At 39.8% G+C, this 15,457-nt stretch carries 15 protein-coding genes; 4 read left to right on the top strand and 11 right to left on the bottom strand.

Annotated features, from left to right (window positions below):
• The first annotated feature begins 64 nt into the window (after nucleotides 1–64).
• Nucleotides 65–895: a cation diffusion facilitator family transporter gene (locus tag MTN96_RS20140; RefSeq protein ID WP_282452081.1), complete on the top strand. Its 831-nt coding sequence runs from the start codon at nucleotides 65–67 to the stop codon at nucleotides 893–895.
• Here the strand turns inward: MTN96_RS20140 and MTN96_RS20135 are convergent.
• From MTN96_RS20135 to MTN96_RS20125, 3 genes are read right to left on the bottom strand one after another with little or no spacing between them, the layout of a single operon-like run.
• Nucleotides 892–1,836: an alpha/beta fold hydrolase gene (locus tag MTN96_RS20135; RefSeq protein ID WP_096038790.1), complete on the bottom strand. Its 945-nt coding sequence runs from the start codon at nucleotides 1,834–1,836 to the stop codon at nucleotides 892–894. The genes MTN96_RS20140 and MTN96_RS20135 overlap by 4 nt on opposite strands.
• A complete protein-coding gene (locus tag MTN96_RS20130; RefSeq protein WP_248532617.1) occupies nucleotides 1,826–3,253 on the bottom strand; it encodes an ATP-binding protein in 1,428 nt (475 codons plus the stop codon). The genes MTN96_RS20135 and MTN96_RS20130 overlap by 11 nt, the downstream gene beginning before the upstream one ends.
• Nucleotides 3,231–3,920 carry a response regulator transcription factor gene (locus MTN96_RS20125; RefSeq protein WP_248532616.1) on the bottom strand — a complete coding sequence of 230 codons (690 nt, stop codon included), beginning with the start codon at nucleotides 3,918–3,920 and terminating at the stop codon, nucleotides 3,231–3,233. The genes MTN96_RS20130 and MTN96_RS20125 overlap by 23 nt, the downstream gene beginning before the upstream one ends.
• A gap of 175 nt (nucleotides 3,921–4,095) precedes the next feature.
• On the opposite strand from MTN96_RS20125, the gene MTN96_RS20120 reads away from it, so the two are divergent.
• On the top strand, nucleotides 4,096–4,563 hold the full coding sequence (locus tag MTN96_RS20120) for a Spy/CpxP family protein refolding chaperone (protein ID WP_248532615.1): 468 nt from the start codon (nucleotides 4,096–4,098) through the stop codon (nucleotides 4,561–4,563).
• A gap of 191 nt (nucleotides 4,564–4,754) precedes the next feature.
• Here the strand turns inward: MTN96_RS20120 and yacG are convergent, their stop codons facing one another.
• The 8 genes from yacG to nadC all read right to left on the bottom strand — a co-directional run bounded on the left by yacG (nucleotide 4,755) and on the right by nadC (nucleotide 13,433).
• Complete coding sequence (yacG, locus tag MTN96_RS20115; RefSeq protein WP_024601728.1) at nucleotides 4,755–4,985, bottom strand: DNA gyrase inhibitor YacG; 231 nt, start codon at nucleotides 4,983–4,985, stop codon at nucleotides 4,755–4,757.
• Nucleotides 4,986–5,049: 64 nt separating this feature from the next.
• The gene (gene pilB, locus MTN96_RS20110; protein WP_248532614.1) at nucleotides 5,050–6,726 is read right to left on the bottom strand and encodes a type IV-A pilus assembly ATPase PilB; all 1,677 of its coding nucleotides are present in this window, start codon (nucleotides 6,724–6,726) and stop codon (nucleotides 5,050–5,052) included.
• Nucleotides 6,727–6,860: 134 nt separating this feature from the next.
• Complete coding sequence (gene coaE, locus MTN96_RS20105; protein WP_248532613.1) at nucleotides 6,861–7,490, bottom strand: dephospho-CoA kinase; 630 nt, start codon at nucleotides 7,488–7,490, stop codon at nucleotides 6,861–6,863.
• A 2-nt stretch (nucleotides 7,491–7,492) separates the two neighbouring features.
• Nucleotides 7,493–8,398 (bottom strand): A24 family peptidase, encoded by a 906-nt coding sequence (locus tag MTN96_RS20100; RefSeq protein WP_282452078.1) that lies wholly within the window; start codon nucleotides 8,396–8,398, stop codon nucleotides 7,493–7,495.
• A 281-nt stretch (nucleotides 8,399–8,679) separates the two neighbouring features.
• Nucleotides 8,680–9,909: a type II secretion system F family protein gene (locus tag MTN96_RS20095; protein ID WP_248532612.1), complete on the bottom strand. Its 1,230-nt coding sequence runs from the start codon at nucleotides 9,907–9,909 to the stop codon at nucleotides 8,680–8,682.
• Nucleotides 9,910–9,926: 17 nt separating this feature from the next.
• Nucleotides 9,927–11,594 carry a PglL family O-oligosaccharyltransferase gene (locus tag MTN96_RS20090; protein WP_248532611.1) on the bottom strand — a complete coding sequence of 556 codons (1,668 nt, stop codon included), beginning with the start codon at nucleotides 11,592–11,594 and terminating at the stop codon, nucleotides 9,927–9,929.
• A gap of 58 nt (nucleotides 11,595–11,652) precedes the next feature.
• Nucleotides 11,653–12,078 carry a pilin gene (locus MTN96_RS37065; protein WP_282452077.1) on the bottom strand — a complete coding sequence of 142 codons (426 nt, stop codon included), beginning with the start codon at nucleotides 12,076–12,078 and terminating at the stop codon, nucleotides 11,653–11,655.
• Nucleotides 12,079–12,587: 509 nt separating this feature from the next.
• Complete coding sequence (gene nadC / locus MTN96_RS20075) at nucleotides 12,588–13,433, bottom strand: carboxylating nicotinate-nucleotide diphosphorylase (RefSeq protein ID WP_248532610.1); 846 nt, start codon at nucleotides 13,431–13,433, stop codon at nucleotides 12,588–12,590.
• 275 nt (nucleotides 13,434–13,708) lie between these two features.
• Between nadC and ampD the strand changes: the two genes are divergently transcribed.
• Nucleotides 13,709–14,254: a 1,6-anhydro-N-acetylmuramyl-L-alanine amidase AmpD gene (ampD, locus tag MTN96_RS20070; RefSeq protein WP_248532609.1), complete on the top strand. Its 546-nt coding sequence runs from the start codon at nucleotides 13,709–13,711 to the stop codon at nucleotides 14,252–14,254.
• A gap of 14 nt (nucleotides 14,255–14,268) precedes the next feature.
• Nucleotides 14,269–15,120 (top strand): beta-lactamase regulator AmpE, encoded by an 852-nt coding sequence (ampE, locus tag MTN96_RS20065; RefSeq protein WP_248532608.1) that lies wholly within the window; start codon nucleotides 14,269–14,271, stop codon nucleotides 15,118–15,120.
• Nucleotides 15,121–15,457 lie beyond the last annotated feature (337 nt).

The following is a 15,457-nucleotide window of genomic DNA, read 5'->3' as shown; positions in this document are numbered from 1 at the left end:
CTTGGACAGATACGTGCATAATCGCAGTTATGAATTTTGGGTCAAAGCTTCAAGCATAGTGACCATGGTCATGGTGAGCCTAATGATTGCGACCAAAGCATGGGCTTGGCTGGCGTCGGGTTCGGCGTCGATGCTTGGCTCACTCACTGATTCATTAATGGATATTACCGCGACGCTAATGAGCTTTTTAGTTTTATCGTATGCACTGCGTCCTGCGGATGATGACCACCGGTTTGGTCACGGTAAAGCGGAGGCGCTTGCAGGGTTAGGCCAAGCCGCATTTATTGCGGGCTCGGGTTGTTTATTAATGTTTCACGGTATCGAGCGATTAATAAACCCAGTAGAGCTTTCGCACTCATTATTAGGTGTATGGGTGAGTATTTTTGCCATTGCTTGTACCTTGGTAATTGTATATGTGCAAAATAAAGTCGTGAAGCACACAGAATCAATCGCTATAAAAGCCGACTCCGTTCACTACAAGGGCGATTTAATTTTAAATGTGGCGGTATTGCTTGCTATTTTACTCGCCTATTATGGCGTACTGTATGCCGACCCATTGTTTGCTATCGGTGTGGCAGGTTATTTATTGTATAACAGTTGGGATATAGCAACCGAAAGTGCCTCGCATTTAATGGACAAAGAGCTACCCGATGAAGAAAAGCAAAGTATTTTTGAAATAGCGCGTAACCATAATGATGTTTATGGCGTTCACGGTATTCGCACTCGACAGGGCGGTAAAGTTAAGTTTATTCAACTGCATTTAGAGCTTGATGACAATTTACCGCTTATTCGTGCCCATAAAGTGGCAGATGAAGTGGAGCTGATGATCACTCAGCAATTTGAATCTGAAGTTGATATTTTGATTCACCTAGATCCGCTGTCGCTTAGTAGTTAACCTATTGAATCACAAAATTTATAAAGGCTTGTTAGCAATGGTTGGCGAATTTCGTCCCGCTCAAAAAACAGCTCGTGCTTAGCCCCTTTAAACTGCTTTATTAGGGTGTTTTTATGTCGGCTTGCAAGCTTATGCTGAGCTTGGTTATCAACCACTTCGTCATTTTCTGCGCTGGCTATAAATAACGGGGTTGTTATGGATAGTTTATCGAGCGCTTTAATAAATGAAAAAACAGTATGCAGCCAGCCATAGGTAACACCGCCTAATTGTAATAGTGGCGTTTGCTGATAAGTTGCCCTAAATTGATCATAGCGTATTTGGCTACTGGTTAAAGTGTTAAGCGCAAACTCTTCAGGTGTATAATCGCTTTGTCCTAACGCATAACACCCTGAGAACCCTAATAATGACGCACTGGCGGCGATAAACTGTGCTACGGGTTTTGGTATTCCTTTAGTATGAATATCAAACATGGGCGCAGATAAAAACGCCCCACTAAAGTCATGTGAGTAACGTGCTAAGTAATCAAACGCAATAGCGCCGCCCATTGAATGGCTAAGCAGTAGTTTTTTACCTTGCCAATGCTGCTTTACCACCTCAAGATTGAATTGATTGAGATCGTGACTGTAATCTTCAAATTGTTTGACATAGCCTTTATGGGGGTTTTTTAATAACCGATAAGAGCGCCCTTGGCCTTGGTGATCAACAATAAAAACAGCAAAATTATTACAATAAAGCTCCCAAAGCAGCTCTTTGTATTTATCGAGTCCTTCAATGCGCCCAGAACTAATAACAATGGCAGTGTGAGCCTGTTTAGGCTTAGCGTAAGCATAAAATAATTTACCGGCAGCCGTGCTTAAATAGGCTTTTTTGAGTGTATTAGTATAAAACTCATTAATGGCAGGCAGGTTACTTTTAAGCTCGCTTTCATTGCTATAGAACATGGTCTCTCTTTTGTATTGGTAAGCTTATCTCAACGCATAACCCGCCAGCGTCCTTATTTGATAAAGCTAAATTTCCGCCGTGGGCAATCACCGCATTTTTTGCAATGGCTAAACCCAGCCCAGTGCCGCCGCTGACTCGGTCGCGGGCGTCTGATTGCCTAAAAAATGGCTCACATAGTTTATCAAGTTGCGCTGCGGGAACGCCAGGGCCGTCATCACATATTTGTATAGTAATAATATCACTGTGTTTTAAGGTGATGCTAATAGTATGTTGTGCGTATTTAATTGCATTACGTAAAATATTTTCTAGAGCACTGGCAATCAGCATTTCGTCGCACTCTATATTTACCTCAGCATCACCTTGAATATGCAGCGTTTTATTGTGCTGTTTTGCTTCAAACTGAGCATCGTTAATCACATGGTCAACAATAACTTGTAACGACTGCGCTTGCAGTGATAAAGGTTGGCTATTGGCTTCTAAGCGCGATACCTGCAATACATCGGCTATCATTTTATCAAGTTGATTTGCTTCTTTTTCAATACGCAATAAATACGATTGGCTGGCCTCACTCGCTTGCATTTGCGCCAGCCCTGTGGCCATTTTTAAGCGTGTTAGTGGGGAGCGCAATTCATGGGATATATCGGCAAGTAAACGCTTTTGAGCGCTAAGTAGTTGCTCTAATTGATCAGCCATACGGTTAAAATCGCGTCCTAAAACTCCAAGCTCATCTTTTCGTTGACTATTTATTGATGCGCGCGCACTTAAATCGCCATTTGAGAGCCTAATTGCAGCTTGTTTTAAACTATTTATAGGGGCAATTAAATTACGACTAAATAAAAAACTTAATGTAAGTGAGGCGATAATGGCGATAGAAATTTTTAACCAAACCGGCAACAATCTTAAGCGAATAAAGAGCGGTCGCTGTTGATTTATATCGATTTCATATAACGCAAATTCGCCTTCAGGTACTCGAATGCGCACAGGGCCAAAAGCTTGGTAATATTCAGTAAAAATAATTTGAGGTGGCATGCCTTCACTAAAGTTCAGTAAGCTAAAATCAATATTATTCTCAACTTTTTTACTGATCAAAAACTCATCGCTACTTAGTGAATTTAAATAAAGTAACTTGCGTTTACTCAAACGCGGGTGAGTAATAATGTCATGAATAGAGCGCTTGTGTTTATGTGCACTACGTTCGATACCTCGAGCCAAGTGTTCTAGATTTTTTTGCATGGGCCCTTTTAGGGGGTCATGGCTAATAGCATTGATCAGCGAAATATTACTTAAGAAAAATAGCGCAGTAAAAGTGCCAATGATCGTTAGCCAAAACCAAGCAAAGACTTTAAAAAACAAATAATGTCGAGGGTGTCTTAACCAGCTAAAACGCGTTACTTTACTCTCCTTGGATAAAGACATAACCCGTCCCTCGAATAGTTTTAATTTTTTCACCCGCGATATGCTCGGCTATTTTTTTTCGAATATTACTCACATGCATATCAATTGAGCGGTCAAACGAAGCTAAGCGCCTCCCGAGCACTTCTTCACTTATTTGCTCTTTGCTGACAACTTCGCCGGCATTTTTAATCAATAACACCAGTACTTCGTACTCTGTGCCAGTCAGTGTGAGGGTGTGCTCGTTAATAGCGGCCTCTCGGGCTGCCAAATTAACTGTAATGCCATTTACATTCATTTTGCTAGGCGTTGCAACGTTTAGGCTATTAATGTGCTCTATGCGGCGGGTAATGGCTTTTACACGGGCAAGCAACTCGCGGTGATTAAAGGGTTTAGCTATGTAATCGTCTGCGCCAAGCTCTAGGCCAAAAATGCGGTCAAAGTCTTCGCCTTTTGCAGTGAGCATAATGACCGGAGTTAGCTTGGTTTGCCTAAGTTGTCTAAGTACTTCAAAGCCATCAAGGGTGGGGAGCATTACATCAAGCAATATCAGCGCGTAGTCATTTGACAAAGCAAGCTTTAAGCCTTGCTCGCCATCGTGAACGCTTTGTACGTCAAAGCCTTGCGCGGCTAAATATTCAGTGAGTAGTTCGCACAAACCTGTGTCGTCATCAATCATTAATAGCTTCATTTCAAACCCTTAGGCAATTTCTATATGGATATTTTACTTCTTAAATTGTGTAAAAGTGAATCTTTACACAACCTTTACACTGCTTTGCGTTACTTTGCGTTGCAAGCGGTATAGTTAACTCACTGGCTAAGCAGCCACAATCAAATTCAATCCATCCAATATTAAGGTGATGATTATGACTAAAGTAAATACACTTTCAAAATTAGTACTTATTTGTGGTCTAGCAACGGCTACACTTGGTGCCAGTAGCGTATTAGCAAAAGGCGGCATGCACGATAAGCAAGGGCATTCTCAAGCGCGTTTTTTACTCTCTGAGCGCGGCGCCGACAAACTTAGTCTAACCGACGAGCAGCAAACTAAGCTTGAAGCTATTTTTGAAGCGCAAAAAACGCAAATGAAAGCGTTACGTGGCGGCGATAAAGAAGCACGTAAAGCACAGCGCGAAGCGCATAAAGCAAAAATGGATGCACTACTTAGCGCTCCAACGTTTGACGAAAATGCGGCGAAAGAGCTATTAACCGCACGCCAAGATAAGAAACAGCAATTGGGGTTAATTAAATTAAAAACCCAGCATCAAGTAATGCAATTGCTTAACGCTGAGCAAAAAGAAAAGTTAGCTAAAATGCAGCAGCGTCGTAGGTAGAAGGGCGACTGGCTGCGAGCAACGGGCAACGAGCCTAGCACCTAAAACCTAAAACCGATGCGGGGTAAATCCGCAGCTACAGGTATAAAAAAACCTTGCTATGTTAACAGCAAGGTTTTTAAATTTCTCGAACCTCGAACCTCGAACCTCGAACCTCGAACCTCGAACCTCGAACCTCGAACCTTTAAAAATCACTTAAAAAAGTCATCTTCGTTTTTTGCCATCATTGCTTCAATATCTTCAATCATGTCTTGGCTGAACTCATCTGCAGATGTAATCGGCGCTGAAATTTTATTATTTTCAAACGACCATTCACCTAAATCAATAAGTTGGCAACGTTTTGAACAAAAAGGGCGATTCGGACTTTGTGCTGACCATTCTACTTTTGCTTTACAGGTTGGGCAGTTAACCACTGTTGGCATAATTTACTCTCACATTAATATAGGCTTTGCGACTCAATTTATAATAAACAGCTAAGCTTTCTATTTAAAAACTAGTGACACGATTAATCTCAGCAAGTGAGGTCACACCCTCTGCAGCTTTACGAATACCCGATAAACGCAAATTGTTATATCCTGCTTTAAGTGATACCTCAGCAATTTCTAATGAGTTACCGCCGCGCATTATAATTTGGGCTATTTCAGGCGTAATTTTCATTACTTCGTAAATACCAACACGGCCTTTGTAGCCATCGGTACAGTTTTCACAGCCTTTAGGTGCGTATAAAACCATGTCTTGAATTTGTTGTTCACTAAAGCCTTGGCGTATAAGCTCTTCGCGAGGTAATTGCTCTGGTGTTTTACATTTAGAGCATAATCTTCGGGCTAAACGCTGAGCTATAATTAAACTAATAGAACTGGCCACATTATACGCGGGTACACCCATATTTAACAAACGAGTAATTGTTTCTGGCGCTGAATTGGTATGCAGTGTTGAGAGCACCAAGTGACCGGTTTGCGCCGCTTTAATTGATATTTCTGCAGTTTCTAAATCACGTATTTCACCCACCATCACCACATCGGGATCTTGACGTAAAAACGCCCGCAGTGCATTAGCAAAGGTCATATCGGCTTTAGTATTTATTTGTACTTGGTTAACCCCTTCGAGGTTAATTTCTACCGGATCTTCAGCGGTACTAATATTCCGCTCCGGCTGATTGAGTATATTTAAGCCCGTATACAAAGATACCGTTTTACCCGAACCGGTTGGGCCGGTAACCAAAATCATTCCTTGCGGTTGCTCAAGTGCATCGAGGTATAGTTTTTTCTGCTCGGGTTCATAGCCTAATACATCAATACCTAGCATGGCACTTGATGAATCAAGAATACGCATTACAATTTTTTCGCCCCACAAAGTGGGCATGGTACTAACACGAAAATCAATACTTTTACGCTCAGTGATTTTAAGCTTAATACGGCCATCTTGTGGTTTACGCTTTTCTGCAATATCCAGTCGCGACATTACTTTTATTCGCGCCGATAGCTTACTGGCCAATGTTTTTGGCGGGCTGGCAACTTCGTACAAAATACCATCTATGCGAAAGCGAATACGATATTTGTGTTCATAAGGTTCAAAGTGTAAATCTGAGGCGCCTTTTTTTATTGCATCCATTAAAATTTTATTAATGTAGACAATTATCGGGGCGTCGTCTTTGTCATCGTCTTTAGGGGTGTGTTCTTTGTGCTGCTCAGAATCGAGTTCAGCAAACTCTTTAAATTCATCGGCGCTTAAATCTAAGCTGCCAGTGGCATCGAGTAATTGCTCAATTTTGTTATCGAGCTGGACGTAGTCAACTACAACTACTTCGCACGATAAACCCGTGCTAAATTCAAAGTTTTCAAAAGCGCCGTAATCGGTAGGATCTGAGGCGGCAATATACACTTTCCTGCCTTTTTGTACCAAAGGCAAAATGTGGTGTTTGCGGATCAGCTTTTCTTTAACTAGCTCGGCAGGAATTTGTGCAACATTAAAATCTTTTAAATCAAAAAAAGGCACTCTAAATAAATCAATGCATTGCTGCGCTAAATCTTTACTGTCTATTTTTCCACATTTAGAGATAAGCTCTGCGGTTGAGGCAAAGTCTTGCTGCCTGGCTTTTATGGTATCGGTATCAACCCGGCCGAGGGTAATAAATTTTCTTAATAACGGTGAGTTAATATTCATTGCGCACCTGATTTAATCCTTCATTTGTCAGCAATTTATCAGAAAAAAGAAAGGAATACATTAATCGTACCAATGCAGCAGATAATTTACTGATAAAAATATCAGTTTATTGCGCTGTGATTGGGTTAGTCACTCTATATTGTAGACTTTGCTTGCTGTAAATAATAATTATGTAGCTTAAGTAAGTCTTGTTTTACATCGCTTAGGTTGCGGTTATTATTTAAAATATCATCCGCTTTTTGTTGTTTATGCTCTCGAGACATTTGTGCGTCAATAATTTGTTTTGCTTGTTCAGTGCTTATATTGTCGCGCTGTATAGTACGTGCAATTTGCACCTCTTTGGGAACATCTATTAGCAAAGTACGATGACAGTAGCCATCAAGCCCATTTTCAAATAATAGTGGGGCAACTAACACCACGTAGTCGCTTTGCGCGTTTTTTAAGTCAGTGAGTAGTTTAGTGCGTATTAAAGGGTGCAGCAGGGCATTGAGCCACGCTTTTTGCTCAGCGTTACTAAAAATACGCGCTCTTAGCTCGCCACGATTTAAAGCGCCATGTTCATCGAGTATGTCAGTGCCAAAATGCGCAATAATCGCTTTTAGGCCATCAGTGCCGGGTTCAACCACTTGGCGAGCCACTATATCTGCATCCACAATAGTAATACCTAGTGCTGCCAACATATCGCTAACTGCAGTTTTACCGCAGCCAATCCCGCCGGTTAGCCCTAGCACCCAGTTATTTTTATGATGTTGTGTATTGCTCATAGTTAGTAGCCAATAAAATTAAAATAGCTGTTTTGCAGTTGCGACCCCCATAGCATAGTGATCCAACCGGCTATTGCTAAGTAAGGGCCAAAAGGAATTGGGGTTGTTTTGTCTTTACCTTGAATACTCAGTAGGGCAATACCAATTACTGCGCCAACCACGCTTGAAAGCAAAATAATGGTTAATAGCGACTGCCAGCCAAGTAGAGCGCCAAACACCGCAAGTAACTTAAAGTCGCCATAGCCCATGCCTTCTTTGCCGGTTATTAATTTAAACAACCAAAACACACTCCATAAGCTTAAATAGCCACATGCTGCGCCAATAATGGCATCGCTAGGGGCAATGGTGTAGCCCATGACCGAGGCTATTAGTGCTAACCATAAAAGTGGCAAGGTGAGCTGATCGGGCAGTAACATGTGGTCAATATCAATAAAAGTCAGTGCTACCAACGCCCAAGTAACTACAATGTACAATAAAGCCTGCTCTGTTGCGCCAAAGGTGTAGGCAACCACTAAACTTAAAATAGCGGTAATGGCTTCAACGAGAGGGTAACGCACTGATATTGGGTTGTTACAGGTTGCGCATTTACCTTTTAAAAATAACCAACTAATAATGGGAATATTTTGCCATGGCTTAATGGCTGCTTTGCACTTTGGGCAACATGAGTTGGGTTTAACTAAGTTAAACGTGTCAGTAGCGGCTGTACGATGAGTATTAGAACTGGTTAGTTCATCGGCTAATAATAAGCGGCATTCAGTTTGCCATTCTTTTTGCATCATTAGCGGTAAGCGATAAATCACCACATTTAAAAAGCTACCAATACATAAACTCACTAGGCCAATCGTGGTTAAGTAAAACCATAAATGGTTTTGCATTGCGGTGATGATATCAATAAAAAAAGTATGCATTTATCTTACCTAAAACTAAATTCTGCGTTGATAATACAGTGGTTTTTCATAAGTGCAAAGTTAGGATGTTAGGTTCTAGGTTCTAGGTTCTAGGTTCTAGGTTAAAGGTTAAAGGTTAAAGGTTAAAGGTTAAAGGTTAAAGGTTAAAGGTTCGGGCTACGAGTTGCGGGGAACCACCGCGTTTTAATTGTTCTGTAGGAGGGGCTTTATGCCGCGCACTTTAGTTGCGGGCAACGGGCTTCGGGTAACGGGCCTAGAAACTCGAAACTCGAAGCTCGAAGCTAAATAACTGAACCTAGTTGGAATATAGGTAAGTACATGGCCACAATTAATCCGCCAACTAATACGCCGAGCACTGCCATTATTAACGGCTCAAGTAAGCTAGATAGGCCATCTACCGCGTCATCTACTTCTTGCTCGTAGATGGTGGCAACTTTTGCCAGCATGCCATCAAGCGATCCTGACTCTTCACCAATGGCAACCATTTGTATTACCATATCGGGGAATATTTTAGAGTTGCGCATCGCCCAGTTCATTTGATTACCTGAACTCACCTCGGCTTTTATTTCTAAAATAGCATAACGATAAACCGCATTACCTGAGGCACCAGCTGCAGAATCCAAAGCATCCACCAGCGGTACACCCGCAGCAAAGGTGGTGGATAAAGTACGGGCATAACGGGCAACAGCCGCTTTATTTAAAATCATACCAACAACCGGAAGCTTAAGTATGGCGCGGTCGGTAGCATCACGCAGTTTTAAACTTCTTAAATGGGCTTCTTTAAATATATAACCAAACGCCACAACGCCAATGAGGGCTATCCACCAGTTGGCTTGCATAAATTCAGAAATAGCGATTACAAATAAGGTAAAAGCAGGTAGCTCAGCGCCAAAACCTGCAAATATTTCTTGAAATTGCGGTACTACAAATATCAGCAATATAGATGTTACTATTAAAGCAACAACTAACACTGAAATAGGGTAAAACATGGCTTTTTTAATTTTCGATTTTAGTGCTTCTGATTTTTCTTTATAAAGCGCAACGCGGTCAAATATTTTATCTAATGCGCCCGATTGTTCACCAGAGGCGACTAAATCGCAATATAAATCATCAAAATAGCGAGGGTATTTTCTCAGCGCTGTTGATAGCGGCTGGCCAGCTCTTACTTCATCGCCAATAGCACTCATGAGCTTACTCACGCTTTTATTGGTGGAGCCTGAGCCTATCATTTCAATTGATTGAATCAGTGGTACACCCGCCATCAGCATAGTAGCAATTTGCCGAGTAACTAACGCAATATCTTTTGGGGTGATTTTTTTCACGCTTTGCAGGCCAAATAAAGGCTTGGCTTTACGTTTTACTTTTGAGGGGGTAATGCCTTGTTTGCGTAGTTGGGCTTTAACTAAAGCAATGCTAGATCCTGAAAGTTCGCCTTCAAGTTTTTTTCCTCGAGCACTTACACCAACCCATTGAAATGTATCGAGCCCTTTTTCTTCTTGTTTTTTTGCCATAACTCACTCAAATAAAGTTAGTTTTTCGATGGAACCCATATACCATTTTCCCACGAATTATTTTGTGGATAAAGGTATTTAGCTTTATTATTAAGCTCTTCAGCCTGCTCCATCATTAAAAGAGCCTTCATTGCTCTAATTGTTTCAAAATATATATAATCACTAGGGTAAGCTTTTAAAAAACCTTCAGACCATAGGATAAACTCATTAATCTCATTGTAGTTATTTTGTTGCAAAGCGAATTCTAATTTTAAGGTGTTCGTTTGAATTTCTTTAAATTTATATTCTATAAACGGATTTAGAGTTTGAGACAATAAAATGTGATTATTTGGTTCATCATAAATATATTTTTTAAGCTTTATTACAGATTGTAATGCTGTTAGTGAGAATATAACAATACCTAAAACTATCAGTAAATTTAATATTTTTATTAGACTGCGGTTTAAGTTTATTTTACGTTGGGGTATGTTGCATTGTTTAAGAGTAATGTAAATAAGAGTCACAAAGACTACAAAGTGAATAGTCGATTGATAAAAAGGATGTTCTGTTAATGTATGTAACAGTATAGGCATGCTTAATAAAAACACACCTAATTTATTTTTATGTTTGCTGTAGTAAATAAGATAGCAAAAGTAGCTAAATATTAAAACAATCGCCACTCCTGCAATAGCCCCTCCTTCCACCATCCAAAGCAAGAGTTCATTATGGGGATGTGTTACTTTTTTTCCATAATTAATATTATTTCTTTCAATAGCCTTGCCTGCAGAGTAGTCAGTTAGTTGCCGATGAAAGCTGCCATAACCGTGACCAGTAATAGGTTCTTGTAAAAATAGTTCTAAACTATCTTGATAAATATACATTCTAATAGTAGGGCTACTGATCACCTCTTTTTTAGTAATATAATCATTCCCAGCACCATAGGGTAACGTTTTGGCTAAAGTTAGACTCGTAATTAAGATTCCGATCAATATAATGATTTTTTTGAATTCTTTACTTTTAAAGTATATAAATGAGTAGTAACAAATGAGAATAGCACCTGCAAGGAGACCTGTTCTAGATTGAGTTAAAAAAAGAACCCAAAAATTAACAAAAACACAGGTTATTAAAAATAAGATTAAATATTTATTTTTTAGTGAATTAAGTAAATAAAGACAAACAGCTATACCGGTAGCTGTAAAACTGGCTAATACATTTACTTGTTGGAATATCCCAGTTGGTCGCCCATATTCAATTTTCACAGCAAAGTAGCTTTCACTCGTCATTAAGTAATTTTGAAATAAAGAAAAACAAGAGCTTACAAAAGATGATGTACAAATAAGGAGTAGTAGTAAAGTGAGATAACTCTTTTCAGGTTTGAGTTGCATTAATGAAAAATAATAAAGTAGCCCAAACAGTATAGTTAAAAAGCGAGGGAGTGATTTGTAAAATTGAAATTCGTCACTTATTAAAACTGGTAAACAAAGAAAGATAAAAAATATACAAAGAGCAAAAAAGAAATTGTCATATTCAAATAGATTTTTAAGACAGGCACAATGTACGACTGTAAATATTACTAAGCTTGATGTTAGAAGTGTAAATAAGTTAAAAGGTAAAGAATAACCAAAGCCACCAATATTTGGTATGTAAAATAATATACTTAGAATATATACAGGAGAAAATAAAAAAAAATACTTGCTATTGGTCAAGTTTAAAACCTAAATAAAAGTTAAAGAGCGTACTAACTGTACGCCCTTTAGTTAACAACTAAACTTTTGTGCAGTTTGTAGGAACATGCTCAGCGTCAGCATCTGATTCACAAGACCAAGTACCAGCAGCTGTTCTTTTAAGTTCAACTTGCTTAGTGTTTACTTTCGGACCGCCGCCAACTTTTCCAATAATAGAACCTGAACCATCATTATTTGATGATGCTGATGCAGAGCTGCAAGCTTTAGTATTTATGCCTAGGTCAGTTAGAGCAATAGACCCAGAGATACTTCCTTCATTAATTTTAATTTCAAATGCAGTTTTACCAGGTGAAATTTCCGCTAAGCAAGCTGTTACTTGAGACTTTGCTGTATAATTTTGATACGCAGGCAGTGCAACTGCTGCCAAAATACCGATGATTGCTACTACAATCATTAATTCAATTAGGGTGAAACCCTTTTGGTTTTGTTGTGTCATTGTTTGCATGTTTCCTCTCCTAAAGGATAATGTTGTGGTAAGCCAAACGGGTATAAGTTTTTAAACTGTAACTTATGTGTTCACTTAACCTGTTACTACAAAAATAAAATCATTTTGCCAAATTTAGTGCTGTGTTTAAGCAGTAAATTATTGGCCGTTAAAACACACACTGCATGGCGGTTATTCGTTACTCGTCCCTTGCTTGAGCATAAACCTAACTATTAAAAGTTAGTTATAACCCGCGTAAGTTACAAGCTAATTGTAAAATAAACCCTATCGCTTATTTTTACTCTGTCCCTATAAATGCTTCTCCATTCTTTTTAACTAATTAAGTATTTAAAACTAGTCAATATGAATGAGTCTAACACTGTTTATTGCGCTTTTGTATGTAAAAGCTTTATAAAAAACGCATTAATTTAATAACTTGTTACAAATAATCCTTTTGAATTATTTAATGCCCTTTTTTAAAACCTGTCAATCAATTAGCGCAAATAAAGAGTAAATATTTTTTGCATTACTTACTCAAATCGCATCGATAAATCGATTGATTGTAAGTTTTTTGTAAGCGCACCGCTTGAAATAAAGTCGACCCCAGCTTGCGAGTAGGCTTTGAGTGTTTCTAGGGTCATATTGCCCGACACTTCAAGTTTTGCGCGCTTATTTGTAATGCTAACCGCTTGGCGTATTTGCTCTGGGTTAAAATTATCTAACATTATGATGTCGGCGCCAGCGTTAATGGCTTGCTCTAGCTCATCAAACGATTCAACTTCAACCTCTATATGTTTATCGGCATGATTTAGCTTAGCTTGAGTAACCGCGTTATTAATTCCTCCACAGGCCGCTATGTGGTTTTCTTTAATTAAAAACGCATCAAATAAACCAATTCGGTGGTTTGCACCGCCGCCACACTTAACTGCATATTTTTGCAATGCTCTAAGCCCTGGAATAGTTTTACGGGTATCGAGCAGTTGCGTGCTAGTGCCACTTAGCTCTTTTACATAATGCGCTGTAGTTGTGGCTGTGCCTGAAAGTGTTTGTACAAAATTAAGTGCGGTGCGCTCGGCTGTTAAAATAGCGCGAGCAGACCCAGAGGCAGTAAACAGCGTGCTATTGGCACTAACAAAGTCGCCATCGTTCACGCATATAGTTACAACTACGCTTGGGTCGACTTGTTTAAATACTTCAATAATTAGGTCTTTACCACAAAAAATGCAGTCTTCACGGGTGATCACTTTCGCATTGGCTTGCTCTGCTTGCGGAATAAGCTGTGCGGTAATATCGCCTTGTTCAGCGCTTTGATAATTTAGGTCTTCATCAAGTGCTAAGGTAACAAGTTGACTAATTAGGGTATGCGAAATAGACATGAAAAAGCTCATAATAGATAATAAATTAACTAAATTTTACTCTGTTTAATTACTAAATAGAAGCTGCTAACAACTAAACTAATCAGCCAGCGCTTAATTTACACGTTAATCATATTTTATCGTTTAGTATTACGCTATCTTTATAGGGTTAAATCTATTAGCATCTTGATATACATCAATTTTGGTTGATTAACCTGAGCGCTGCGAGCTACGGGGTAACGGGATGCGGGTAACGGGCTATGGGCAGCGGGCTACATAAGTTTTAAATAAATAGTATGAAAATAGATTCTTTAGGCGTTATAAATAATATTAGCCAGCGGGCGTGTAGCCACTTTGACGAGCGACCTGCTCAGTGCGATATTTCGCTGTTGGTTATTCATAATATTTCATTGCCCGCTGGGCAATTTAACACTCCGTACGTTGATGATTTATTTATGGGGTGTATTGATTGTAATGCGCACCCTAGCTTTATTGACCTAGAGGGGCTTAAGGTGTCAGCGCATTGTTTTATTAAGCGCTGCGGCGAAGTTACACAGTATGTGCCTTTTGAAAAACGTGCATGGCATGCGGGGCGCTCCTGCTTTGCTGGGCAACAAAATTGTAATGATTTTAGTATAGGTATAGAGCTTGAAGGCACAGATACAATTAACTATACCGATGCGCAATATCAAAGTTTAGCTGCATTGGCGCAGGCTATTATGCAGCGCTATCAAAAAATAACAGCCAGTAATATAGTCGGGCATTGCGATATAGCCCCTGGGCGAAAAACCGACCCTGGAGCGAGTTTTAACTGGCGTAAGTTTTTTAACCTAATTAAATAACTAAGAGTAACAACATGATTTTGGTTTCAATAATAATAGCACTGATACTTGAGCGTTTAGGTGCTCGCTCTGCGCATTGGCAAATGAGTTATTACGCTAATGGCTACTTAACTCGCAGTGTTAATTTATTAACGAATAAAGGTTTATTTGGCACGGCTACCGGGTTTTTGATTTGGTTATTACTGCCAGTGATTGTTGTTGGGTGTGTGTATTTTTTATTTGACTTCGCATTGTGGCAACTTGTTTTTAATGTGGTGGTGTTACTCGTTTGTTTTGGTTGTGCTAAGCAACGCGCTTTGTATAAGTCGTATTTAAATGCACTGACCCGAGGGGATCAAACCGCTGCGTCTTTGTATGCTTTGCAATTAGGGCAAAAACGCACCCAAGAGCAACAAGGCGGCGAAACCGTTGGGCAAACGCTGGCTTGGGTTAACTTTCGATTTTATTGTGCGGTTATATTTTGGTTTGTGGTATTGGGCGTTGCTGGTGCTGTTTTTTATGCATTAGTACGTACCTTTGCCGACTTAGTGAGTGATAACCGTGATGAAGTCATTGCTAAGCATTTTAAACTCCTCCACCGTTTACTATTTTGGCTTGATTGGCTCCCCGCGCGTATTACCAGTTTTGGCTATTTAGTGATTGGTAACTTTAATAAAGGGACTAGCTGTTGGCTGCATTACGTGTTTGACTTTTCAAGCCCTAATCGCAAGGTGGTTACTTATACGGCGCTAGCGGCTGAACAAGTTGAAGAGCGCTACTATGGTTGCACCTTTGAGGCCACCTGCATGATCAAACTGGTTAAGCGCAATGTACTTTTTTATTTAGTGTTAATTGCTTTAATGACTTTATTTGGTGGTTTAAGTTAAAGAGCAGGGGTTAGGTGTTAGGTATTAGGTATTAGGTGTTAGGTAGAAATTAAGCCAAGCACCGTGTTTAGCTTGGCAGCTGGCGGGCTACGAGCAGCGGGGAATGGGGAACGGGCTTAAAACCTTTAACCTTTAACCTTTAACCTTTAACCTAGAGCCTAGAGCCTAGAGCCTAGAGCCTAGACCCTAAACATGAGCGAGGTAAATTCTCACTTACAATATAAAAGTATGTTTATATTAGGTGCTATGTTTTATCCTACTGCCGAACCCCGAACCCCGAACCCCGAACCCCGAACCCCGAACCCCGAACCCCGAACCCCGAACCCCGAACCCCGAA

The sequence above is a fragment of the Pseudoalteromonas sp. 2CM28B genome (assembly GCF_023161935.1).
Note: the sequence above shows the minus strand (reverse complement) of the source record. Positions and strands in the feature narration are given on the sequence as shown.